This window comes from Pedobacter sp. GQ55 (assembly GCF_059758925.1).
This window is the reverse complement of the sequence record NZ_JCAXEI010000003.1, coordinates 484805-509186: the sequence shown is the minus strand read 5'-3', so window position 1 is coordinate 509186 and position 24382 is coordinate 484805. Positions and strand designations below refer to the sequence as shown.

Sequence of the window (24382 nt, the reverse complement as noted above, 5' to 3'; positions counted from 1 at the left end):
ATTTTCATCTGTTCAGGGCAGCATTTAACCGGTTTTTCTCTGTTTTACGAAGATAATTCTTCGACAGATAGCACCCAATACGGGAAATACGCATATTTCACAGTTAAATATGCGTATTTCCCGCAAAACCTGCTGGCTGCATTTTTTAGTTCTGTGCAATTTTCCGGCTAAAGTGTGCCCGGGAATGACCACCTCTTGGGGTGATTCAGCGGAATTGCAGGCAGCTTACCCGACACGGACACTCTGGTCCGGGAAGCGGTTTTTCTCGACGCTCAATGCCAAAAAATACAATTTTATGCCAGTATTATCAAATTTTGTGAGCGATTATATTGGAATCTACTTCATCACAAATAACAAACATCCGAATTTGATTTCTATCAACAAAGAGCTCGAACTCTTAAAGGCTAATGAATTATTAACTAGCATTATGAAACAGCTACAAACAAACGACCGGATTTTTGTACACGCGCCTTTTAAGCTGATTAAATCAATTGAGAAATCTATTCCTGTATTTTATAAGGATTATAATAGCGGTCTAGAATAATAATATATAGGTTAAAGATTTCGAGCCACAGGAAGATAATTTTTCCCTGAAGTTCGAATGTAGTCAGCTTAGGCTTGCATTTACTGCCCCGTCAAAAAGATCTTGGACAGTTGAAACTGGCATCTCAAGAATACTTATTAACTTGCATAACCAATAAAAATCAAGGATGAAACTGCTAAGATTCTACTATTTCACATTCCTTTATCACTACCGGAATAAGCCTAAAAGACGGGCTGGTGATTTCAGAAGTCTGCTGCTGGTAGAAATTAGTATTTGCTGGCTGATATTGGGCCTGTGGTTATTAGGTGATCCGGAATTCACGACAATGGGATCCTGGACCAAACTATTCATAATAGCCTGCAATGTCATCATCCTGGTTGTCCTTCAAAGGTATTTAATAAAAAAGGGCAACAGTGAGCTGATATTTCAGGAATTTAAAAATCACCGGCTCAATAATCAAATCAACCGAACGATCTGCTGGACTGTATGGGCCGTTTCTTTTATCTTTTTTATATTCTCCTCCACACTGCAATAAATACAATTTTACAAATAGCAGGTAAAATAAGAATAATCATCATCCCGGAGAGAAACAGACAAAACAATTTCCATTGCTAATGGGTTATAAATAGGCTTTCTAAAAAATGACGACCTGTGATTTAACAATTATATTATGACAAATAATAATCTACTGGCTGCACAAGAGGCCCAGATTTTATGGACAATCAATAAACGGCTTGAAGCAATCAGGCAAAAGAACCTGGAACTGACCTTATCTTTTTATTCTCACAAGATTATTTCATTTGATGTTACTGACCCGCTTCAGCTTTCGGGCCTGGATGCAATCAGAAGGCGCCTGGAAAGCTGGTTCAGTTCGTTTGCCGAAGGTCCAATTGGCTTTGAAATCGCGGAGCCCTTTCTTTTGGTGCGCGAGGATGTTGCTTTCTGTTACAATTTGAACCATGTAATTGCCTCCAGGAAAGCGGGGGGAATGCTCGATATGTTCTGGCGGGAAACAACCTGTTACCAGAAAATTAACGGAAAATGGCTGATCGTTCACGCCCACAACTCAATCCCTTTTGATATTCAGACCGGACAGGCTTCAGTTGGGTTAAAGCCGCCGGCGGTTTCCTGAGAACTGAGCCCGGATCCCAGTTACCAATTGGCTCAGCAAAAATTACTCATAATATTCTATTTACATCTGATTAATGTGATCCAGACACAGCGACTAGCTACACAGGATTTGGAAAGCCTTTAAAAGATAGCTGATAAAATGAATTTTCTTATCATAGGTTAATATCCATTAGTTTCGGGAGCAGTAAATTTGGGTGAGTTAAAACCAGACAGATAACATGGAAATAGGAATAGACAGCTTTGCTTCGGCAATGTACGGCAGTAAAACACTAAGCAGCACATCGGCAATGGAACAATTGTTGGACAGGATATCCATGGCCGATCAGGCCGGACTGGACGTTTTTGGTATTGGCGAGCATCATAAAAAGGAGTTTCTGGATTCTGCCCCGGCGGTGATTCTCTCTGCAGCTGCAGCAAGGACCAAACAGATTCGCCTTACCAGTGCCGTTACGGTGTTAAGCACTTCTGACCCCGTGCGTGTCTATCAAAATTTTGCCACACTGGATCTGATCTCCAAAGGTCGGGCAGAGCTTGTCGTTGGCCGCGGCTCGGCAATAGATGCCTATCCGCTGTTTGGATTTGATCTTAAGGATTATGACACGCTGTTTGCAGAGAAACTGGATCTGTTGCTGGGTATCCGGGATCAGGAATTTGTGAGCTGGTCTGGCAGATTCAGACCCCCGTTGCAGAACCAGCCGGTATATCCGCGCGCTTTTCAGGATAAACTGCCGGTTTGGCTGGGGGTGGGGGGCACACCCGAATCCTTTGCACGGGCGGGTTCATTAGGTTTACCACTTATGGTGGCGATAATTGGTGGGGAAACCGAACGATTCCGCCCCTTGATCGACTTGTACCGTGAAGCAGGACACCGCGCGGGCTTCGCCCCTGAGGATTTAAAAGTCGGCCTGCACTCCCCGGGCTATGTTGGGGCAACTACCGAGCAGGCCATTGCAGATTATTATCCCGGATATGCAGAACTGTGGACCAAACTCGGCCGGGAACGTGGATGGCCCGCGGTAACCAGAACACAGTTTGATCATTTGGCTGGCCCAAAAGGGGTGCTGGTATTGGGTGATCCAGAGCAGGTTGTCCAAAAACTGCTACGGCACAGTGAATCCTTAGGAGGCGTTGACAGGTTTACTTTTCAGATGGATAATGCAGGGCTAAGCCATCAGCAGTTATTGAGATCTATAGCGCTAATCGGCGAAAAAGTTATACCGTTATTGAAAAAATAATTCAAATCGCTTCTTCTAAGAAGCGAAATTGAATTTTCCCTCAAATATTTTTCCGATCAGGGGTACAGGTTTTTCAACTTCGTTGGAGGCCGCGATCGCACCAAATAACAGAAGGATCAGTGGCACGAGCATAATCAGGTAAAAAACAGTTCCTAAAGTGGGAATCACTGCAAGGATAATGCTGCAAATGATACTCAATGCAATAGAGGTGATCATTACTCCGAGAGCTTGCCCTAAATGATAATTAACCAGGCGACTCTTTTGGGTAGCTTTTTTAAACTCTAGGTAACAAACGATCCATCCAATGATGGTGAAATAGGCTACAATGGCCATTGTCTTAGTTTTCATCGATATATAATTTAATTGACAGATACTTATTTACTGCAAAAATACGCCCCGGTCTATCCTGAATCAACAAACCCGGGACTACACACCGACTACTGCTTTCGATAGCAGCGTCTACAATGCAACTACATAAAACATTTAAAAGATTTTAATTCAGTTATTTAGACTTATTTCCGGTTTCACAGAAGGATTTCTTTTTATATTTTTGAATATGCGGCTACCACTGAAACCACTACTGATCAGCACAGTTTTCTGTCTTGTTTTTCTGAAAGAGACAATAGCACAAAAAATATATACCGATTCGCTGAATCACCTGCTGGCACAAAGCAGCCTTTCTGAGTCCGAGCGTGTAAATACGCTCTGTAAACTGGCAAAGGCTAATTTTGAGAAAGATCTGCCGCTGTCATTTACACTCGCTGATAAGGCCCTTCAAATAGGCTCGGGAATGAAAGATGGCAGGGGCAAAGCCATGGCTTTTGCTACATTGATCCATCTTTATGTCTGGAAAAAAGACCTGAAACACGCTTATCAAAGCCGCGATAGCGCCTTGTATTATGCCGCAAAGACAAAAGACCCGCAAACCTTGGGTTTTGTATCACTTAGAAATGGCTGGCTGGATCTTATAAATGATGAAAATGATAAGGCGATCACCAAATTCCTGAAAGCACTTGATTTCTTTAAAGGGCAGCAGGCCTATGAATATGAAAGTACAGTATACCATTACCTGGCAAGCTTTTACGGATATGGAAATGACCCGGACAAGCAAAGAAAATATGCTGAGCTATGTTATCAGACGGCGCTGAAAAGTAAACAGATAGATGCGTTAAACACAGCATATTTTACCATTGGACAAACTTATTTTGATCGTTTTAAGCTGGACACGAACAAACGAAATTTATTGGATTCGGCGTTAAGCATTTATAAGAAATCACTCTTACTGGCTGAAAAACAAAGTGGCAGATTGCTTATCCGTAGCAATACTGCAGCGATTGCGCTAAATACGGCCAACAGTTATTTCCAGTATTTTCCCAATGCCTACAGAGACAGTGCTGAGAAATATACTGATATCGCAATCCGGATTGCAACAAACACCAATTTGCAGGAAGTCCTGGTAAACTGCTATGGCTTAAAAAGCGAATACGCTTTACGCGATGGAAATTATAATGAAGCTGAAAAGATGTTGCTGACAGGATTGAACGCTGTAGCAGATGGTGTGATAAAAATGCCATTAACCAAAGCCAGAATGTTTCTGGGTCTTTCTCATATTGCTGAAAAAAAAGGAGATCAGCAGGCGGCCCTGAATTATTTAAAACAGTATGTTGAGTTTAATAAAGAGGCTTTTGATGAAGAGAAGATCAATATCATCCAAAAGGTGGAAGCACAATATCAATCTGAAAAAAAGGAACAGAAAATTGCGTACTTACAGCAAGAAGCTGCCTTTACCAAAAAGCGCAATATTTTTTATATCCTATTGGCATTAACAGGAATAACAGCGTTGCTCTTTTTATTGAGGTCATATAATTATAAACTGAAAGCATCAATCAGAAAACAGGAACTCATTGATAAAGAAAAAGGAGCCGCAGAATTACGGGCGCAGCTGAAGGAAGTAGAAGCCATGCAACTCCAGACAGAACAGGTTTTGCTTAAGGAACGCCAGGGACGTTTGCAGAAAGAGGTATTGGCAGGTAACCTGCAGATGGAACAAAAAAATGAATTGCTCGAATTGCTGTCGGGAAAGGTTAGCACTGATAGCCACCTTACACTAGATGAACAGATCAAGCGAATTATACATCAGCAGAAAAGGATAGACAAAGACTTTGAGGAGCTCAAAACTGATTTTTTTGAAAGCAATCCGGTTTTCTTTGACCGACTTCAAAAGAAAGCGAACCAATCACTTACCCGTCTTGATTTGAAATATTGTGCTTATATCCTGATGGGCTTGTCCAATAAAGAGGTGGCCACAAGGCTGGGAATCGAACCCAAAAGTATCCGTATGGCACGTTACCGAATCAAGCAAAAGTTTGGCCTTGATAAAGAAGATAATCTCGACAATTTTATCCGGTCTGAGGAATAATATAGATAAAACACGTTTAAATGAAGGATCACTGGTTTTTGTAGATGTATTGTAGACGCAGCTATTAGATGTAGTAGTCTGTATGTAGTCCCGGATTTCTTGATTCAGGGCAGATAGAGAAATACTTTTGTATAAAGTAAACATCTACTAATGAAAAACATAAAAATATGCGGGTTATTAATGCTGGTATGCCTGGCATTTACCCTTAACACCTTTGGTCAGCAAACAGAAAGGGTGATCAAATTAAAGCTGACTGATCCTGAAACCAAAACCGCTCAGACCTATCTGCTGAATAATGTAGTGTATTCCTACACAAAATCCCAGGACACAGGTTTAGCCAAAGATCCAGGTACTTGTACCGTTAGTATCGATTTTAAGCAGGATATGGATCCATTTCTTTTAAAATGGATAGCCGGGGAAATTAAACAGGCAGATGGATCAATAAGTATGGAAGCCACTGAGATGGGAAAGCCACCCAGAACAATAGCTTTTAAGGGGGGCATAAGCGGCAATGTTGCCGAAAGTTTTATGGCCAGTGACAAGACTTCGTATATTCAGATGTCTCTGTATGTTAGCGCGCTCATTATTGACGGGGTAGCAATTTATACCGAACAGAAAAAATAAATAAAATATTGTGTAGCGCTCGGTGCCTGGGGTAAGCGGCGGGATACCACTCTGTGTGTCCCGCGCGTCCAGGTAATTCACTGCCGCTATAAAATTTAGCGGGATGTTTGCTCTCCTAGCATCAGGGTATACAAATGGTTCAGTCACGGTATAATATCAACAAGTACCTTACAGGAGTATAACAGGTCTGTGCTCCAGTTAAACCTGAGTTTAGCTGCCGTGATATCTGAGTGTTGGGCCTGCTTATAAAAAGCCATAACCGAACAATCCTTTGATTGTATATGGAGGATTGAGATGATACAATATAGTCATAATCAGGCAACATGTTACAAGGATTATACATCAATAAAAATTAACTTGTAATGCCGAAACGAACTATAACCGACCATCAAGAACAAAGATATGAATTCCGGAAACTCAACATTGGGCTAAAAAGCATTAAAAAATAAAGCCTGACAACTGCTGGTAAAGTGTGTTGATGAACTTTCCACAATGACCTTAATTTTTATAAAGGATCTTTTATAATAATCATTAACCCTTAAATTTCAAACCATTATGAAAAAAGCAATTCAATTATCCCTGATTTTTTGCACCATTATTTTATGTGGCTCATGGACGAGCAAGACCGCCAAAGTACCATTCTCTGACGTTACCGTGTCCTTTGGAAATGGCACTTATTACAATTCAACGGTAACGGTTAGTAATTCTTCAGGCTATTATAGTTCTGTAACCGCCAGCCCACATAGTTATGCTAACTTATATGTGCCTCAGGGGACTTATAATGTTAGGGTAGAAGTCGCCGCTCCGTATGATACCCCTTATCATACCTACAATTATAGCTTCTATTGTGGCTCGGCCTCTAAATATGGCAGCACTTTGGCTTATTTTGAGAATGTTGTAATTGATTATAGCATTAGCGTTATTGTTAACTAGCAGCATAGCCATTCTCGAATCATCAGTGAGGGACAGTGTTGAAACACCAGACTGTCCCTTTAAAGATGCATCTTCAATATTTATAGACTTTAGCAATCATCTTGGATCCCCTGAAAGATATTCGCCTGTTATATTTTTGTAAGCATCACTTGTGAAACGGCCCGCTTTACCATCAATTTTTATAATTGCACCTAATTTTACCAGCCACCGCTGTAGCTGTTCTGCTTTGACAGCATATTTTAGTGGTGAAAAGCTCACTTCTTGTGCTAATTGCCTGGTTAGACTGATCCTGTCAATACCGCCATCGATCAACTGTTTTTCAGTGAAGCGTCTTAAGATAACTGCCGCACCGCATTGGGCAGACACCGCATTGGGATCATAGTGTCCATCTGCTACATATTTTCCTTTACTATAGTGATTGCTGAAACTCCACAGATATGGACTAGGAATGGGCTCCTTTAAATTTCTGTAGCCAAACCCATTGTATTGTTCCAGCTTATAAAGGATACCAGGAATATCCCAATCAGGCCATTGTTCCAGCTTTTTAAGCTTAAGCGCATCCTGCGCACTAAATTCCCATGTAAAAGGTGCTGTGCCACCAATAGGCCTGCCTGGGGGAACATGAATGGTTCTGGCTGTTAAGGGATCACCGTTGTGAAGATGGGTTTTGAAATTACAGTTACCTTCCATATAATGTACGATGCCAATGAAATACCATGGTATACTTAACGGGACACCCACCGCCTGATAACGGCCCATCCCAGTCAGAATCTTATTTACCACAGCATCTACAGTGAGGTATTTCACTGATTTAATGATGCAGGTATCAAAAAGATCCTGATACTGCGCCCTGAGCGCCGGATTGTAATTAATTTTTGACATGATAGATTCTTGTCGTCTTTACGTAATTTAAGGATAAATTAGCGTAATTAAAATAATTATTGTGAAGACTGAAGCAGGCCATATTTACTTACCTAAATTCGTTATCTTTGATAACGTTAAATGAATAGGTTTACAATTGAATTGTTATTCCATATTATTGGAATAGGTTCTGCATCTGGTTTATTTTTAAAGGACAAATCGCTTTATATCATTGGAGACAACAGTTCTTATTTCTATGAATATGAGCTCAAATCATCCGCATTAAAGCGTTATGCGCTAAGCGAGTCCCCGGCTGAAAATATAAAAAAGGAGATCAAACCAGATTTTGAGGCGCTTGCCTTTTATAGAGATTCATTTTATCTTTTTGGATCCGGATCTACTGCACACCGAACAAAAATGATTCAGCTTAATTCAGCTACAAAGGAAAGGACTTCCGTTCTTGATTTATCTTCATTATACAAAAGCATGCAGGTATTAGCTGGATTGAACGCAAAAAATTTTAATATAGAAGGGGTAGTTTATAAAGGAGATGCCTGGTATTTCTTTAATCGGGGCAATGGAAACTCTGGACGGAATATTGTTTTTACTGTTCATGGAAAGGATTTAGACGGAAATGCTAAAATTACCTTTGCTGAGTTAAAGCTCCCAGCAATTAGAGGGATCCGCACTGGTTTTACCGATGTCGTTGATGTGGGGGATAAACTTTACTTTTTAGCGACAGCGGAAAATACGAATTCTACCTATAATGATGGTGAAATTTCAGGAAGCCTGATAGGCTGTATTGACGTAAAAACAATGGAAGTAATATTCACAAAAGAAATCTCTGACCAGCATAAATTTGAGGGGCTTACTTTACAGTATAACTCGGAGAACGAACTATCATTCCTCTTGTGCGAAGATAATGATAGCGATCAATTGGAGGCAGATATCTATCTATTGAAGCTCAAACTTTAATCTCCAAAATTTGCGGATAAAGATTCGATGTAACCCTCATTAAATTTACATTAAGGCATCTCTAATAGCATTACCTAGATCAGATACATTGTCCTGATTAATGGTATCATTAACAAGTATCATAATACCAAGATCTTCGTGAGGGTAAATGACACATAACGTGCTGAATCCAATGCCTGTACGTCCGCTATGATAGAGAAAACGCTTGCCATTGTATTCACCGGACATCCATCCCAAGGCTACACTTGTGCCATCTGATTTAAGAAAGGTTTGCTGATGGGCTAGCTTAATTGCAGGGTCTTTTTCTTTCACATTGGCAATTACATATTTCAACATATCCGCCATGGTAGAATTCATGCTGGGTCCACCTGGATAGAATAAATTGGTATTGATTTCGGCAGAGATGTTATTCTTGAGATCATACCACTGTACGGAACGTGAGGCATCTTTATATCCTTGTATAAACCGGTTCAACTGATTTACGGGTATTTTTGTTCGGGTATCGTAAAGCTGAAGATGCATTTTGAGATATTGTGTGACTAGCTGCTCATAAGCCTGATGGTAAATACGCTCCAGTAAAAGAATCAGGATGGTCATTGCGTTTCCGTTATAATCATATTTGGTGCCGGGAATGGTATCTAGTTGGAAGTGATGCATATCTTTTAACAGAGAGTCCTGATTGTATCTTTCAAAAAAATTGAGTTGTCCAGGAAGAGATAGGGTTTTTATGCTGTCCATTACTTTTGAAGGGAAATTCCTTGATGATTTTGGTAGGGCGGATGTGTGATTGGCGATGTCAACTAGTCTAACTGGGTGTCCTTCATATTGTAGATTATGGTATTCTCCAGGCAAATATTTTCGAATGTCGTCGTTTAAATTTGCTTTTTTTTGAATAACCGCTTCTGCCAGTATTATGCCTATAAAGGTTTTCGCTACAGATCCCAGATTGAAGAATTGATCTGTCTTGATAAGATGACCCGTTCCCTTTTTTGATTCTCCATAATTATAATGGTAACTGCGTCCATTTTGATAGATGGCGATAGAAAGACCTACTGTCCCAGGGTTAGCCATGTAAGTGGCTGATGCTTTTTGGATTGCAGAATCCAAATGATCTTCTAGAGGATTGTCAGTTAAAAGTGTTTTGTTTGTTTGGGACGAAACTGTTGCAGAATCGCCCAGTAGTACTAGCAATGAAACACATATGAGGAGGAATTTATTTTTCATAGTTATTAGTTGATTTATACTATGATGTTTGATACCCGTATGTGTTACAGTCAGCCTTTCATTTCTTTGCAGCTTTAAATAGATTATCTGAAAAAGTGGTAGGAGTGAGGTTATAAAATCAAGATATTACCTCAGTAGGTGCCTTGCCGAATTTCTTTTTAAAGGAATGAGAGAAATGAGAAAGGCTTTCAAATCCAAGTTCAAGGTAGATCGAAGACGGTTTCCTTTGCTTATTCTCAATAAGATGTCGGGCCTCCGTCAACCGTTTTTCCTGTAGCCAGTGTCTGGGCGACATATTGAATGCTTTTTGAAAATCACGCTTAAAGCCTGCAAGGCTTCTTCCGGTTAGTTGTGCAAATTTTTCAACAGGAACATTGAAGTGAAAGTTGCTAAGCATGAATTTTTCCAGATCCATCTTGTACGGCTCAGAGAAATCGAATAGAAAATCCTTGAGTTCAGGAAGCGTATGGAGAAGCAACTGAACTGCTTCTCTCACCTTGAGCATCCCCATATCCCTGGTGATCTTTTCTTCCGAATGACGCACATAGGGTATTATGGATTGGAAAAAGCCATGTAAAAAATCATTTTCCGGAATAAGAACGTTGGACGGACCAGTATATTTGTGCCTGGTATCTATTTGCTTCTCCAGGGCAACCTGCCGGAGCAAGTCTTCCTTTAGGCAAATGATAATCGTTTGATAGTCCTGGCCTTCCAGCGGTGTTTTGGTGATTTCTCCCAATTGATTTTTCCGTATCAGCAGCATCTGGCCGCATTTCATCGAAACCTTTTGGCTGGCAGTCTCCAGGGTAAACTGCCCTGAAACCTGTAACACTAATGTACTATGCTCAAAAAATCCTACTTTCTCTTTTCTCTGAGCCGAGAAATAGGAATAAAAGATCACCCCAGGAATTATTTCAGTTGGATTGGTCATGATGTAAAGATATTAAAATAGGCGGGGCTTTGCAGCCCCGGCCATTATCGTTGCAGATAAGTGTCACCAAGGATCGACCCGGGCGAAAATTGTGCGTTAAGGGCGTTAAGCTCTTCAGGACTGAAAATGATCTCCATTGCTTGCATATTCTCTGGCAATCTTGATCTGCGGCTCATGCTTACCAATGGCATGATGTGTTCTCCCTGATTGTTGACCCAAGCGATCGCCAGTTGTGTCGGGCTGTATCCTTTTTCTTTTGCGATTTGCCTTAATACTTCAACTTTTTCCAGATTTTTAATGAGATTGTCTCCTTGAAAACGTGTAAAGTGATTATGGTGGTCATTAGCTGGAAGTGGCGCGGTCATCTCCCCGGTAAGCAATCCTTCAGCGGTATTGGCAAACGCTACTACACCAATCCCCAGTTCTTTGGCTGTAGGAAGCAGGTCGCTTTCTATCTGTCGATCGGCTAGTGAATACCCAATTTCCAATGCAGTTACAGGGTATATGCTATTCGCCTCACGCAATTGCGCTGAGGTAATTTCAGAGACGCCAAGGTGGCGCACCTTTCCTTCGGTGATTAGGTCTGCGACAGTTCCTATGATGTCTTCAACTGGCACACTATTGTCAATTCTGCATGGCTGATAAAGATCAATCGTATCGATCCCCAAACGTACCAAAGAATAATTGATAAAATTCTTGATGGCTATTGGACGCAGGTCCAGGCCAATCCACTGGCCATTGTAAAAGATCGCACCAAACTTTACACTGATGAACGCATCGTTCCTTCTATTTTTGATGGCCTTCCCTATCAGCAGCTCGTTGTGTCCGCTGCCATAAAAGTCTCCAGTATTTAAAAAATTGATGCCTTTGTCTAATGCTTCCTGAATGGTAGCGATGCTTTCCTTCTCGTCATTTACCGGGCCTCCCCAAACCGAGGACATGCGCATGCAGCCTAATCCGAGTTTAGATACTAGCGGACCATTTTTGCCGAGGTTTATTTTTGTGATCTGTTCCATAGCTGATAATTTACGTATTAACGAATCAAAGATCATTACTTTTATTCACCTGCTATTTCCTATATGGCTCAATTTACTTGTCTGTAAGGCTCAACTTATCAATAGTGCCGTTTCATTTAGGTAATAAGTATAAAATAAAAATTCCCATAAAAATCTTAAATTCATAAATAAAACAACAGCTGCTATGTTAAAGCAATTCTGCAAATACAACAATTGGGCAAATTCACTTTTGCTAGATGCCTTAAAGACAAATTCTCATTCGCTTCCAGAATCATGTATTATATTGTTCAGTCACATCGTAAATGCGCAAAAGATATGGGTTTGCAGAATTAGTGGTATTACACCAGATATTGCTGTATGGCAAGTAAACGATCTTGAAACATGCAGCATGCTGCTCGAAGAAAGTTCAAATGCTTTGTCAAAAATGGAATATCTGGAAGCGAAGGATTCCCCGATGATAAAATACACAACCTCGACAGCTGGCTATTTTGAAACATCCGTTAATGATATTTTGATGCACGTTTTTAATCATGGCACCTATCACCGTGCGCAAATAGCTAAAGAAATGAAGTTGCACAACATTAACCCAGTTAATACGGATTATATACAATTTGTGAGGTTACAATCATAATGACATGCTCTTGAACGATCTATCCCCTCAGCCTCTACAACTCAATAAACGCACGCCAATAGTAGATATACTACGGGGGTGGGCACTGTTTGGTGTAGTTTTAATGAACTATTACGATTTTTTTACACTTGACAAAAATTTTGAAACTCCTAAGCCAGACACTTTGACGAGCATATTAATGTATGCTGCAAAGACCGTTTTCGCCGCTAAATCATGGACCATGCTCAGCCTCTTATTTGGCTATGGTTTTGCTGTTTTAATGAACCATATTAGCAAGAAAGGGGACAATCCATATGGCTTTTTTGCAGGGCGGATGTTCTGGCTTTTGCTATTGGCATTAATTAACAGTGCCATCTTCTTTGGTGATATCTTGAAAGATTATGCCATTTTAGGACTGCTGCTGCTGCTCTTTTATCGAAGTTCAGCCAAAACCACTTTTATCGCAAGCATTATTTTGTTGTTATCCATTCCAGCACTTCATTCCTATGTAAGTTCTTTGAATGATGCGGGTTCAAAACAGTTTGGCTCATTATTTTACCTGTATAAAAGCAATAATTTAGCAGATGTGCTGTGGTTTGGCCTTAAAGGCACCTATTTTGCTTTGATCATCAGTAAGCCCTATCTGTATACTGTCCATGTAGTGATGTTCTGTTGTTTTTTATGGGGATTTACCTTATACAGAAATAACTTCTTTGCTGATCTTAAATTCAAGAGAAAATACATCATACGAGCTTTCTGGATTTCATTGATAATTACCTTGTTGCTTACGGCTTTTTTCCTGATTGCTAAAGAGTTAAAATGGACAACTAAAAAGTATTACAACATGCAGTACTGGCTAATTTTAAGTACAATGATATGTATTTGCTGCATAATATGCTGGTTGTACATTACTGACAAATGCAAACACTTTTTTGCAAGTTTAGCGGTGATAGGGAGAATGACCTTAACCAATTATATGATGCAAAATATGATAGGAATGTTCATCTTCTCTGGTTTTGGATTAGGTATTTGGAACACTCAACCAATCTGGTTTTATCTGGCACTTGCAATAGGTATTTATACCTTACAGGTTTATTTTAGCTATTGGTGGTTATCGCGCTATAATTATGGACCAATTGAGTGGATCTGGCGTCAATTAAGCTACAGGAAACGTTTACCGTTAAAAAAATAACATCCAATTATTTAACCTTTAATCCTTCTGTCTACTACCAAAATAACTCTGATATTATCCAGATGTACACCTATCGGAATACAGATATATTCTATACCATTCTTGTTAATATTGACCGTGAGATCAGACAGGGGCTTGAGCTATCTTTACTTTATACCCCATGGAAATGGTTACAGCTGAATGCCGAATTAAATGGTTATGAGTTCCAGCAAAACGGATTTATCTGGGTCAGGATTTTAATTTTAAAGGAAATGCCACAATAGAAAGGTTTAGTACTCAAGCAAAAATATCAACGATGATGAATTTACAGTTACGTTACAATTATACAGGTGCAACAACCAATGCACAAAGCCATACCTGGTCTGTTCACTATCTGGATTTCGGACTAAGTAGAAATGGCCTGAAAGATAAAATGACAATCACACTAGATGGAAGTAATGTACTCAATACACGCAAAACTAAGACTTTAACCACTGGCGATAATTATATTTATAATCAGATAAGTAACCACAATGCTTCACGTTATCGTTTATCTAGGGTTTATCGTTTTAATCTTAAAGATAGCCAATCGATTAGACAGGCAAGAAGCGGAAATAGAAACTAAAAATACCGTAAAGACCCATTTTTCTTGACTTTTTCTTAGATTGTACCACAAAAATTGTCAGGCATGAAAACGTTAACAAAAGAAGATCAAGAAGCTATAACACCAATAATGGCGCTAAATTTATTGGAAGAGGGAAATAAACGATTTGTTAACAACCTGAAAATCAACCGAAATCTCTTACAGCAAGCGAATGAAACCTCAGATGGTCAACATCCATTCGCGATAATTTTAAGTTGCATAGACAGTCGCACATCTGCGGAATTAATTTTTGACCAGGGTTTGGGTGATATTTTCAGTATCCGGATTGCGGGTAACATTATCAATGAGGACGTTTTAGGAAGTATGGAATTTGGCTGCAGGCTGGCAGGCGCAAAAATTATCGTTGTTCTGGGTCATACCAGGTGCGGAGCAATTAAAGGTGCTTGCGATCATGTGGAGATGGGCAACCTTACCTCTTTGCTCTCAAAAATCAGGCCCGCTGTGGATGATGAGCTGACCATAAAAGAGAACCGCAATTCTGAAAACAGTGAATTTGTTGAAAAGGTAGCCGCTATAAATGTTAATAGGTCTGTTAAATCGATAATGGAGCGCAGTCCCATTCTCAAAGAAATGGTAGAAGGAAGCCAAATCGGAATCATCGGGGGCCTTCACGATATTACCACAGGAATAGTTACATTTTATCCGGGGACGATAGATTTGGGTAAAAAATGAAAAATAATTATAGATTTGTGAAATGATAAATGGTCGTTTTATGGATATAAGGTGTATTAAGACTGCAGTAATATGTGCTGTTTTCATGTGTGGATTGCTATCATGCGGCGTTAACAGAAAAGATACAAATAAAAGTGTTGCTCCTACTGATGTTCAATTGGTAAACCCTGCATTACCTGGTGACAATCCGGATCCTTCGATTATAAGGATAGGCAAAGTTTATTATGCTACATCAACTACTAATGAATGGGCACCTTATTTTACCATCTATAAATCGATAGATCTGAAGAACTGGGTATTGGTTAACCATGTTTTCCCAGAGGGGTTTAAGGATATGAAGGATCAGTGGGGGGAAAATAATTTCTGGGCTTCCGAACTGGCCTATGATGCAAAGCAGCATAGAATTTATGCCTATTATACCGCGCATAACAGGAAAGTCAAAGGAAACCCAGGCTTGCAGTGTGGTGTAGCCTGGATAGATGCCAATAAAATCGAAACGGGCAAATTCACAGACAATGGTCCTGTAATTATAGAAGATGATTGTGGGGCAATTGACGCTTTCGAATTTCAGGACAAGGGAAAAATTTACGCCTTCTGGAAAAATGATGGAAATGGTTGCGGGAAGGAAAGCTGGATATGGGTGCAGGAAATCAATGAAAGCCGTACCAAGTTGCTGGGTGAGAAAAGAAAAGTATACACAAACAGCCAACCTTGGGAGACCTCTCTGGTAGAGGGTGCTTGTTTCTTCAGAATGGGTGAATACATTTATAGTTTATATGCGGTAGGAGGGTGTTGTGATGCTAAGTGTAACTATAAGACCGGAATTGCCCGTACAAAAGATCTGGCAGGAGGAAAATGGCAGAAGTATGATAAGAACCCTGTAATGGTTAGCAATGAACGATGGAACTGCCCTGGTCACGGCACTGTGGTGGAATCTGCAGACCACCGATTCTTTATGCTTTATCATGCGTTCAATAAAAACTATGATGTATTTGTTGGCAGAGAAGGTATACTTGAGGAATTAAAAATGGGGCCGGATGGCTGGCCGGTTCTTCACAATGCAACCATTCCAAACCGACCAAAAGCAGAACTGGATTTTTATGACGATTTTAAAAAAGACAATAAACTGAACCTAGCCTGGCAATGGCCATCGAAATTGCCAAAGCCGGATGTGAACTTCAATAAGGGGCTTCATCTGGTATCTACGAACCAGAACCATGAGCTGGGAACATTTTTAGGGCAGTATATTAAAACCGTGAATTTCAGCATTACTGCAGAAGTGGTCATTACTGAGGCACAAAGCGGGGTTTGTTTTGCAGGGGCCATTTTCAAAAGTAAATGGCCGGGTGAGTTAGGGGGAATTGGAATAACAGCTACTGAAGAAGGTATAACAGTATATAATAATCTTGAAGGGAAATACCTTGTACTCAAACAAGTCAAGGGGCAGTCTCAGGGACTGATTGAATTGAAAATGCAGATCAGCGGAGGTGGAAAACTAATTGATTTCTTTTATAAAAGACCCCAGTCAGAATGGGTGAATTTTCATACTGCAACATTCGATGCGCCAAAATATGCACCATGGGGAATGGGGTATAGGGCCGGCATTGTAGCTAAAGGTTCTGGTCAGAAAGCGATTTTTAATTCTTTTGAATTGAAAAATAACTAAAGGGTAATGCCACCTACTCCCCCTTTAGTTCTACAACGATCTTTTGTCCTTTGCTTTTAAATAGTTCAGCAGGAAACTTAAATTCAACTCTTTTCAGATTGTCTACTTTCATGTCATAGTCTAATGGAGGAGGATTTTCGGAAACCACCATGATCAGGACGTCCTCGGGCTGCTTGATCATGACGTTTAGGATTTTTCCTTTTTGCTTTAGCAGAACTCCACCTGCTATGATTTCAACATCTGCCTGGGTCATCATCGCCCAGGTTACGTTTTTTGTCTGTTCAGAAAACTCCAGTATATCGGTGATTTCAAGGCTTTGGTCTCCCGTCCGCTTAAAATCTCTTTTAGCGCTCTTTAGCTGTCCCTTGAATACAGCAGAAAGGTCAAAACCTGCCTGAGGACGGTTGCCTTTACCTTTATAGTAGCTTAATGGTGCAAAACCCTTAGCCACGTGCAGTTCATCATTGACCGTCAGCGTACTGTGTCCGAAATTGTTCTTGCTCAGCAGGGTCCAGCGCTTGCTTTGCTGACTGCTGTCCCATAAGCCGGTAACTCCTATAGCTTGCTCTAGCTGAAAGTAGTTCTGCATCCCCAAGTCTGCAGCCCACCTGACACCATATAGGTCAAACACAAAGGAACCAGCATCCATGTTGCCATGGTTTAAACTTGCTGCACCGCCTTTGGCCCCAAGAAAATACCCATTAGGATCAGACTTTCCTCCGCCAAACACAACAATCGGATTGATTCCATCACCTTTATAATTTGCAGGTAATGATTTCACTGTGGATTTTTTATGTTTTGCCAGCCAGATCAGAACCATCCCGTTAAATTTGGAACTGTTATAGCCACTGGTAGCAGACTTTGTTAGGGCCGCTTGAAATTTTCCCCTATCAAAATAGACATCATTGCCTGTCTTATTTGCAAACCACAATAGCAATTCCTGGTTCTCCAGACCGTCATCTCCACCGCTGCCAGAATCAAAATAATTGAAATACAGCCCACTTGAACCCACCAGTTTCTTCACAAAAAGCGCACTATTCACAAATCCAGGTGTATTGGAAATACCAAAATCAGTTCCAAAAGCACTTTCAAGAACATTAATTGTAATTAATGTATAACTGGTGCCATAGGACCAGTAAGATGCCCCTTCAGGATAAGCCCCGTCTGGTGCGTATGCCTTCAGTGCTCTTGGAATGTTGTGGAGCATTCTGGAAATCAATAGTGCGGCTAAAGCAGGATCCTGATCTGCAATCATTACAGCAGCCGCTGTAATGCCGCCGTGGCACACCTGGTTCCAATTGTTGTCCACTTTTACCCAACCATTGAATTTTTCATTCAAACTGGGCTTTATGGCTTTACTTATCAGGGCATCCCTTACCATTTGGATCGTAGATTCCGGCAGGTCGCCGAGTGTCCAGTCCAGCCCGATGGAGACCCCATAGGCCATTTCTCCAACATCCAGGAAATGGCTTGGATTCCAGTCTGAAAAATTGCAGATGTTTAGCAATTCGGTATTTATACGATCCAAGAATCGCTTTTCTTTTGATATGGCATAAACGGCGGCGAGAGTGCCGATCCGTGCAATTGCTTGTCTGGATACTCCAAGCAATCTCCTGCCTTCCAGCTTTCTTTCCAGAACCGCGAGATCCAACAGAGCCACTGCATTTTTATAAAGATATCCGTAATAAGCTTTGGTAGTTTCATCCTTGTCTACAGCCTTTTTGATCTGTGCTAAACTTTCAGCAGTAAGGATCAGTCTCGGACCGTTATTTCTGAGGTTTTGTTTTACCCATGCTAGAGTAACTTCTCTGGTTTCGCCTACAGGTTTTTGAGCGGCGCCTATCAATGGACTGCAGAGCGTCAGAAGAAGAAGTGCGAGGATCGATTTCATATTCCAAATTACGTTTTTCTGTTGACAATCGCACTCACCCACCAAATACCAGTATTACTTCTGCTTTGACTAGGATCAGGTGCTAATCCCACATGGTTCCGTCCAGCCCCAATATAATGCCGATCCAAAGTGCAAATAGAGAAAGCAGTATTGCCAGGATCCACACAATAATCTTGTTCAGTCCGAGTCTCGTGCCAAATCTTACTGTAAAATAACTGGAGAGCCCTGCAACAGCACCTGCTAATGGTACTACCAGCAGAGGTCTAATTCTCCAGTTGTCTGGCCATGCCGGATTCTGCTGACCAACACCAAATACAAAAAAGGAGATAACTGCAAGGCCTATCATTGCACCCAGCAAAACGAATCTGGTTAATCTTGGTACTGATGGCTGAGCTGGAGAATGTTGATGATTTTTCATACAGATCACTTTTTAAACATACTATAAATATACTAAAAAGCACTTTGCATTTCAAAGTAAATTCTTTTATTTTTTAGAGCACTACTGATGCGTGTGCCGATTGCTTTAATTCATTCAGTAGGATAGGCGTAATAGATTAATACCACATTCAATTATAAGTAAAGCTGACCTTCCATCACAATCGCAGAAGAGCCGCTAACCCAGATCCCGTCATTAGCTACATTTACGTGGATTGTAGATGGATGTTCTATATATTTCCCCTGCAGGATCTTATAGTCTCTGTTTTTTTCAATGTAGCCAAGCGTTTCCAGATAGCCTGCCAGTGGTCCTGCAGCTGTCCCTGTGGCAGGATCTTCATCAATTCCAATGCCGGGATTAAAGAATCTTGTTTCTGCCAGATAATTATTTTCAATGCCATTTACAGTAAATAAATAACAACCTTCAAAATCAAGTTTTTCAGATAGGCCTTTCAATAAGGATTTATTGGAAACAGCATTTTTAAGTGTTTCCAAATCTTTCACAGGAACCATTAAATGAGGAACTTCTGTTTGCACGATATTGATGTCCCAGGCATTCAAGTCAAAGTCAGTAGTCTTTAATCCCAGTGCCTTGGATAGGAGGTTGGCCGGCACTTTGCCGATTATTTTAGCCGGGCTTTGCTTCATCGCAACATAAGGCAGTTCTGATTCCTTAGTGATTTTTAAAGGAATAGGGGTATCCTTTATCAATACCCAGGGTGTCCCTTGTTGATTTTTAAAGATATCCCATTTTTTTAATAATGCCAGACAGACGGCACCCAAAAGATTATGCCCTGCACCTGCAACCTCAAATTTTGCCGGGGTGAAAGACCGCACTTTGAAAACACCTTCCTCCTCTGAGTAATTGACAAAGGAAGTTTCAGAATAGCCGAATTCCCTTGATATATCGTGGTACTGACTAAGGTTAAGCTCATTTTCTATATAAACAACTGATAATTGGTTTCCCTTAAACCGTTGATCTGTAAAAACGTCCAGCACATAATAATCCAGTTTTTTCATGTTTTTGATGGTTGATGATTAATAGATCAAAACTAGAAATTACTGATCTTCTTTTTATTATTGGTTAACAAACGGTAACCGGTAACCTTGAGGTAACCAGCAAGATTGTAGAATACGCAAATATGCAATTTGCTGATCTATGAATGCAGAACTTCTTTTCAAGTGTATCTGGCAATCGGTTTCAACTCTTTAGCTATCGCCTCAATAAGTTTAGGATTGATATCCGTTTCATCCATTACATTCCATTGCCCGTTTTTTTCGACCATAACTAAAGAATCGTTTTCCGGGAAAATGATACGGAGTCCTTGTTCCCCGTTATAATCTTCAGGTGCTGTCCTGAGTCTAACGGCTGTGTGATCTGTGGGGTTGACTATAGTGAATTTCATATGCTTCCTTTTAAATTAACTGTTTTTAATGGTCATCAGGATTTTACTAATTCTATGGATGACAACAAATTAAAAAACAAGAAGTTTACATATATTTTTAATACATGCAAAAAAACCTTCATTGAAAAATAACCCATTAACATAAGGTTCCTCTTTGTTTCATCGTTTAAGAAACTTTAAAGTTTTCAGCAAACTTTTTTGATCGCCTGAATTCTTATTTGAATCGAGGCGCAGCAGTCTGCACTTTTTTCGGTTGCGAGTTTGCCTGTGTTTTCTGATTGCATTTTCCCAGGAGCGAATAAATTACAATAAATATGATTATGGTGGACAAACAGCCCCCACCTAACTTTTTAGCTCCCCAGCCAGCTATAATTGCTCTAAAAAATTTATTCATGGTTATATTTTAAGAGTTAAACAGTTTAAAAATTCAAATGGTTTTAATTTAATACCTAATCTGCTTGTTTAGTCGGTTCAATTGAGGAATCCATGTAATATAAATTGCTATCTTCCATAAACCGAGGCCGGTGGAATTTGCTCTGCATCAGAGAATGCCTTAAGGTAAGCGGTTTTATATTCAGTTGTTATCCCCGCAACTTTATTCAGGGCACTTAAACTTTGATACAGTCCAATTAACGACCAGCCATTTCCTGGGTTTAGCTCCAGGTCCATTTTGTAAACCTGCGCCGCATCGGCCGACTTCCTTAGCTTTAACAAGTAAGCACCTAAAAATTGTCTTGCAGGAATCGGCCAATCCATTGGCTCAGCATAAATCATTTCGTCTTCTATCTTTATAGCCTCTTTGAGACTGCTAATGCCGGCAGCATTCTTTTCCTGATCAAATAGAATAACGGCATTTAAAATATTCTCCGCAATCTGCGCGCCCTGTAATGTCGTATTAAAAGGAATGCGCCTCTTTTTTAAAATGGGATCTGTTATTCCACTACGCAACTGAACAAGTTGCCCTCTTGCCAAATCTGGTTTACCTGTATACACATATGCCAACCCTTTAGCAAAATTATCCAGTATTCCCGCATATGTCCAGCGGGCATCGGGCAACACAGTATCCTTTAATAGTTCATCCCATTTACCAAGCCTTATCAGGGTAAACTTCGGCATCATGTACAAATATTGGGCATAAGTATCCTCATAAGTTGGCCTAACACTTTTTCTGCACCTTGTGGCATCCTGCATTCCTTTAGCATACATTCCACCTGTCAGCCCGCAAAAGGCCTGTACAGCAAAATAATGCGACGAATGCTTGTTAAGCGAAAGATGCCTGGCCAGCGAATCATAGCGCACAAGGCTCACATCTGCGCTGTCATTGGCCTCTACTCCCAATACATAGAGACCATTTCTTTGATACACGTGACTAGACATGTGAACCATGTGGGCAACTCCGGGAAAAAGATCTTTAAGCAGCTGTGCATTGTCCAAGGCACGTTCAGGTTTACGCGAAGCTTCCGTTAAATGTATATAATAGTGTAAAGCAGCAGGATGTCTGGGGTTTTCCTGTAACACACTTTCACATAAACCCACTAATTCAGGCGTCCATTCTTTTGCTGACCCGTCGTTATTCCAGAAGTCCCAGGGATGGATCAACATAACCGCATCTATAAATAGTGTTTTAATGTCTGCATCCTGGGGGTATATGGAAATGAGTGCTTTCATACCTTGTACATACGTCTTGTTCAGCTTCGTTTTCACAGTATCGGCATCTGATGATGGATACCTGAGGTTCATTACTTTTAGCAGGTCGCGCTCTTTTGCAGATGCCTTGTCTGCAGATTGGTTCATCAGTTTTAAAACTTCTGATATGTTTTTAGGGATGGTATAATTGTGGGCAGAATTATAGTAAGGCCCCATTGCTAATGCTTGTCCCCAATAGGCCATGGCACTGTTGGGATCAAACCTGGCTGCTTCTTTAAAGGAAGCGAGTGCCTCCTTCATATGGTAACTATAATACATGGTTAGCCCCTGATCAAAATAAACCTGTGCACTGTCGCTAACTGTTGATATTTGGTAAGAATAGTGCCCCCAGCCCGGAAGGTGCATCATAAATTTACCGTTATCGGCAGTATCAGTATTTTCTGTGGAAGACAAAGAACCACATGTTGCGACACTTGCCTTACTATAATCCAGCAGATACAAAGGCTTTTGGGTATATTTATCACCACCAGAAAAGAAGAGCCAGCATATAAAAAGCAGCAGTATTGTTTTCATAAGGACTATCTTACAATTAATTAAAGCTCAATTAAATATACTACTTTTAGAGGTCTTTTTTATATATGTTTTACAGTTTAAGCGTTTATAATTATAGATGAAGAATTACTGCCAATGAGCAAAGATCAATTTAAACGATAACTATATGAAAATATTAAAGGCGGCTGATGCATTTAACAAATCGGCAAAAATATATCAGGATAAGTTTATGGACGTCAGTTCATATGGTGACTTGCTCAGTATTTTTTGTGATAATGTAATGGCTGATAATGCCAGCATTTTAGACATTGCCTGCGGCCCTGGAAATATCACAAAATACTTACTGAACAGGAGACCTGACTATAAAGTTCTGGGAATTGACTTGTCCTCGAAAATGCTCGAACTCGCCCAGGCTAATAACCCTGCAGCTAAATTTCAGCTCATGGATTGCCGGGAGATTGATACGATCGAAGAGAAATTTGATGGAATCACCTGTGGTTTTTGCCTACCGTATTTGACGCGTGCGGAAGCTATTGAGCTAATCGCCAATGTTCCAGGCTTATTAAAGCCAGGCGGTGTGTTTTATTTGAGCACAATGGAGGAGGATGATAATAATAAATCGAGATATCAGATATCCAGCACAGGTGATCAGGTGTGGGTAAATTATCATCAAGAAGATTACTTAACTCAAGCCTTCAGGGAGAATAACTTTGAGGTACTCAACTTAAAACATTTTGCTTCTCCTGATAAGGATGGTTTAATGATTACTGATTTGATATTGATCGGGAAATTGTAGGTGTACATACTTACTTATCAGCGCGATTTTAAGCTACCTAAAATTACCTTACCGAGTTTTATAACTGCTACTACGATCAATCCGGCGACAACCCCAATCCCGAACTCTTTAATGACCAAGGCTATATTTGGTAACAAATGGTGTAGAAATTCAATGTTATGAACGAAAATACCACCTGAAACTAAGATCAATGCAATTGTTCCTACCACGCCCAGAATTCTGATGATAATAGGGAGTGATTTAACAAGTAAATGACCAATTCCTGCAATGAAGCCCTTGTCACTGGAATGTTTGATCAATTTGTGCCCTGCATCATCCATTCTGACTATGATGGCAACGATGCCATAAACACCGACGGTAGCTAGTAATGCAACTGCCGAAACGGTTAAAATCTGGATCGGGAGGTTTTCTTCCAAAACACTCCCCAACGCAATAATTACGATTTCTATGGAAAGGATGAAATCAGTCATCACAGCAGACTTGACTTTTGCTTTTTCTGCTTCGATACCATCTTGTTTCACCTCTGTAATTACTTCATGACCTGCCTTCTTGCGATGAAAAAAATATTCTATTATTTTTTCAACGCCCTCATAAGCGAGGAAAAAACCGCCCAGGATTAAAATGATTTTTATCACGACAGGAAAAAATGCATTGAGCAATAATGCAATTGGCACAATAATAATTTTGTTAACAAATGAACCTTTGGTAATTGCCCAAAGCACTGGTATCTCTCTTGAGGCTAGAAATCCCGTTGCCTTTTCCGCATTCACAGCTAAATCATCACCAAGGATACCTGCAGTTTTTCTCGTTGCAATTTTAGCTGCCGCAGAGACGTCATCCATTAAAGCAGCGATATCATCTAAAATCGCAAAAAAACCTGAAGCCATATTGATCTCATTAATTAAATTGTAAAATATCTTTAAAAACGTGATTTTGAAAGTAAAAAGATGATAATTTTTTTCGAATAGTCCAGTACACA

General features: G+C 40.2%; 26 protein-coding genes. 15 read left to right on the top strand and 11 right to left on the bottom strand.

Going from position 1 to position 24382, the window contains the following annotated elements:
• Positions 1–295: 295 nt before the first annotated feature.
• The 4 genes from AC6CH7_RS11100 (at position 296) to AC6CH7_RS11085 (ending at position 2910) form a co-directional block, all read left to right on the top strand.
• Complete coding sequence (locus tag AC6CH7_RS11100) at positions 296–544, top strand: hypothetical protein (RefSeq protein ID WP_498262764.1); 249 nt, start codon at positions 296–298, stop codon at positions 542–544.
• A 166-nt stretch (positions 545–710) separates the two neighbouring features.
• On the top strand, positions 711–1079 hold the full coding sequence (locus tag AC6CH7_RS11095) for a hypothetical protein (protein WP_498262763.1): 369 nt from the start codon (positions 711–713) through the stop codon (positions 1077–1079).
• Between the two features lie 135 nt (positions 1080–1214).
• Complete coding sequence (locus AC6CH7_RS11090) at positions 1215–1676, top strand: YybH family protein (RefSeq protein WP_498262762.1); 462 nt, start codon at positions 1215–1217, stop codon at positions 1674–1676.
• Positions 1677–1893: 217 nt separating this feature from the next.
• Positions 1894–2910, top strand: coding sequence for an LLM class flavin-dependent oxidoreductase (locus tag AC6CH7_RS11085; RefSeq protein ID WP_498262761.1), 1017 nt, complete (start codon positions 1894–1896; stop codon positions 2908–2910).
• 15 nt (positions 2911–2925) lie between these two features.
• Here AC6CH7_RS11085 and AC6CH7_RS11080 read toward each other — a convergent pair whose 3' ends face one another.
• Positions 2926–3258 carry a magnetosome magnetite crystal formation protein family gene (locus AC6CH7_RS11080; protein WP_498262760.1) on the bottom strand — a complete coding sequence of 111 codons (333 nt, stop codon included), beginning with the start codon at positions 3256–3258 and terminating at the stop codon, positions 2926–2928.
• Positions 3259–3466: 208 nt separating this feature from the next.
• Here AC6CH7_RS11080 and AC6CH7_RS11075 point away from each other — a divergent pair, with 208 nt between their 5' ends.
• The 3 genes from AC6CH7_RS11075 to AC6CH7_RS11065 all read left to right on the top strand — a co-directional run bounded on the left by AC6CH7_RS11075 (position 3467) and on the right by AC6CH7_RS11065 (position 6886).
• Positions 3467–5329 (top strand): LuxR family transcriptional regulator, encoded by a 1863-nt coding sequence (locus AC6CH7_RS11075; RefSeq protein WP_498262759.1) that lies wholly within the window; start codon positions 3467–3469, stop codon positions 5327–5329.
• 150 nt (positions 5330–5479) lie between these two features.
• Entirely contained in the window at positions 5480–5953 is a 474-nt protein-coding gene (gene tssD / locus AC6CH7_RS11070; RefSeq protein WP_498262758.1) for a type VI secretion system tube protein TssD, read from the top strand.
• A gap of 555 nt (positions 5954–6508) precedes the next feature.
• Positions 6509–6886: a hypothetical protein gene (locus tag AC6CH7_RS11065; RefSeq protein ID WP_498262757.1), complete on the top strand. Its 378-nt coding sequence runs from the start codon at positions 6509–6511 to the stop codon at positions 6884–6886.
• A 96-nt stretch (positions 6887–6982) separates the two neighbouring features.
• Here the strand turns inward: AC6CH7_RS11065 and AC6CH7_RS11060 are convergent, their stop codons facing one another.
• Positions 6983–7768, bottom strand: a complete 786-nt coding sequence (locus tag AC6CH7_RS11060; RefSeq protein ID WP_498262756.1) for a hypothetical protein — start codon at positions 7766–7768, stop codon at positions 6983–6985.
• A 120-nt stretch (positions 7769–7888) separates the two neighbouring features.
• Between AC6CH7_RS11060 and AC6CH7_RS11055 the strand changes: the two genes are divergently transcribed.
• Positions 7889–8722: a DUF6929 family protein gene (locus AC6CH7_RS11055; protein WP_498262755.1), complete on the top strand. Its 834-nt coding sequence runs from the start codon at positions 7889–7891 to the stop codon at positions 8720–8722.
• A 45-nt stretch (positions 8723–8767) separates the two neighbouring features.
• On the opposite strand, the gene AC6CH7_RS11050 is transcribed toward AC6CH7_RS11055, so the two are convergent.
• From AC6CH7_RS11050 to AC6CH7_RS11040, 3 genes are all read right to left on the bottom strand, one after another.
• Positions 8768–9946, bottom strand: coding sequence for a serine hydrolase domain-containing protein (locus AC6CH7_RS11050; protein ID WP_498262754.1), 1179 nt, complete (start codon positions 9944–9946; stop codon positions 8768–8770).
• 118 nt (positions 9947–10064) lie between these two features.
• Positions 10065–10877, bottom strand: a complete 813-nt coding sequence (locus AC6CH7_RS11045; RefSeq protein WP_498262753.1) for a helix-turn-helix domain-containing protein — start codon at positions 10875–10877, stop codon at positions 10065–10067.
• A gap of 44 nt (positions 10878–10921) precedes the next feature.
• A complete protein-coding gene (locus tag AC6CH7_RS11040; protein ID WP_498262752.1) occupies positions 10922–11893 on the bottom strand; it encodes an aldo/keto reductase in 972 nt (323 codons plus the stop codon).
• A 184-nt stretch (positions 11894–12077) separates the two neighbouring features.
• Between AC6CH7_RS11040 and AC6CH7_RS11035 the strand changes: the two genes are divergently transcribed.
• From AC6CH7_RS11035 to AC6CH7_RS11010, 6 genes are all read left to right on the top strand, one after another.
• Complete coding sequence (locus AC6CH7_RS11035) at positions 12078–12524, top strand: DinB family protein (protein ID WP_498262751.1); 447 nt, start codon at positions 12078–12080, stop codon at positions 12522–12524.
• Between the two features lie 4 nt (positions 12525–12528).
• A complete protein-coding gene (locus AC6CH7_RS11030) occupies positions 12529–13695 on the top strand; it encodes a DUF418 domain-containing protein (protein ID WP_498262750.1) in 1167 nt (388 codons plus the stop codon).
• Complete coding sequence (locus AC6CH7_RS11025) at positions 13644–13958, top strand: outer membrane beta-barrel protein (RefSeq protein WP_498262749.1); 315 nt, start codon at positions 13644–13646, stop codon at positions 13956–13958. Before AC6CH7_RS11030 ends, AC6CH7_RS11025 begins: the two co-directional genes overlap by 52 nt.
• Positions 13913–14299, top strand: coding sequence for an outer membrane beta-barrel protein (locus AC6CH7_RS11020; RefSeq protein ID WP_498263095.1), 387 nt, complete (start codon positions 13913–13915; stop codon positions 14297–14299). The genes AC6CH7_RS11025 and AC6CH7_RS11020 overlap by 46 nt, the downstream gene beginning before the upstream one ends.
• 63 nt (positions 14300–14362) lie before the next feature.
• The gene (locus tag AC6CH7_RS11015; RefSeq protein ID WP_498262748.1) at positions 14363–15010 is read left to right on the top strand and encodes a carbonic anhydrase family protein; all 648 of its coding nucleotides are present in this window, start codon (positions 14363–14365) and stop codon (positions 15008–15010) included.
• A gap of 40 nt (positions 15011–15050) precedes the next feature.
• On the top strand, positions 15051–16676 hold the full coding sequence (locus tag AC6CH7_RS11010) for a glycoside hydrolase family 43 protein (protein WP_498262747.1): 1626 nt from the start codon (positions 15051–15053) through the stop codon (positions 16674–16676).
• Between the two features lie 13 nt (positions 16677–16689).
• Here AC6CH7_RS11010 and AC6CH7_RS11005 read toward each other — a convergent pair whose 3' ends face one another.
• The 5 genes from AC6CH7_RS11005 to AC6CH7_RS10985 all read right to left on the bottom strand — a co-directional run bounded on the left by AC6CH7_RS11005 (position 16690) and on the right by AC6CH7_RS10985 (position 22628).
• On the bottom strand, positions 16690–18567 hold the full coding sequence (locus AC6CH7_RS11005) for a heparinase II/III domain-containing protein (RefSeq protein ID WP_498262746.1): 1878 nt from the start codon (positions 18565–18567) through the stop codon (positions 16690–16692).
• An 82-nt stretch (positions 18568–18649) separates the two neighbouring features.
• Positions 18650–18985 carry a hypothetical protein gene (locus AC6CH7_RS11000; protein WP_498262745.1) on the bottom strand — a complete coding sequence of 112 codons (336 nt, stop codon included), beginning with the start codon at positions 18983–18985 and terminating at the stop codon, positions 18650–18652.
• Positions 18986–19137: 152 nt separating this feature from the next.
• Complete coding sequence (locus tag AC6CH7_RS10995; protein WP_498262744.1) at positions 19138–20022, bottom strand: PhzF family phenazine biosynthesis protein; 885 nt, start codon at positions 20020–20022, stop codon at positions 19138–19140.
• Between the two features lie 158 nt (positions 20023–20180).
• A complete protein-coding gene (locus tag AC6CH7_RS10990; RefSeq protein WP_498262743.1) occupies positions 20181–20408 on the bottom strand; it encodes a hypothetical protein in 228 nt (75 codons plus the stop codon).
• 501 nt (positions 20409–20909) lie between these two features.
• Entirely contained in the window at positions 20910–22628 is a 1719-nt protein-coding gene (locus tag AC6CH7_RS10985; RefSeq protein WP_498262742.1) for a tetratricopeptide repeat protein, read from the bottom strand.
• 145 nt (positions 22629–22773) lie between these two features.
• On the opposite strand from AC6CH7_RS10985, the gene AC6CH7_RS10980 reads away from it, so the two are divergent.
• Positions 22774–23403 carry a class I SAM-dependent DNA methyltransferase gene (locus AC6CH7_RS10980; protein WP_498262741.1) on the top strand — a complete coding sequence of 210 codons (630 nt, stop codon included), beginning with the start codon at positions 22774–22776 and terminating at the stop codon, positions 23401–23403.
• 17 nt (positions 23404–23420) lie between these two features.
• Here AC6CH7_RS10980 and AC6CH7_RS10975 read toward each other — a convergent pair whose 3' ends face one another.
• A complete protein-coding gene (locus AC6CH7_RS10975) occupies positions 23421–24290 on the bottom strand; it encodes a DUF808 domain-containing protein (RefSeq protein ID WP_498262740.1) in 870 nt (289 codons plus the stop codon).
• Between the last annotated feature and the right edge of the window lie 92 nt (positions 24291–24382).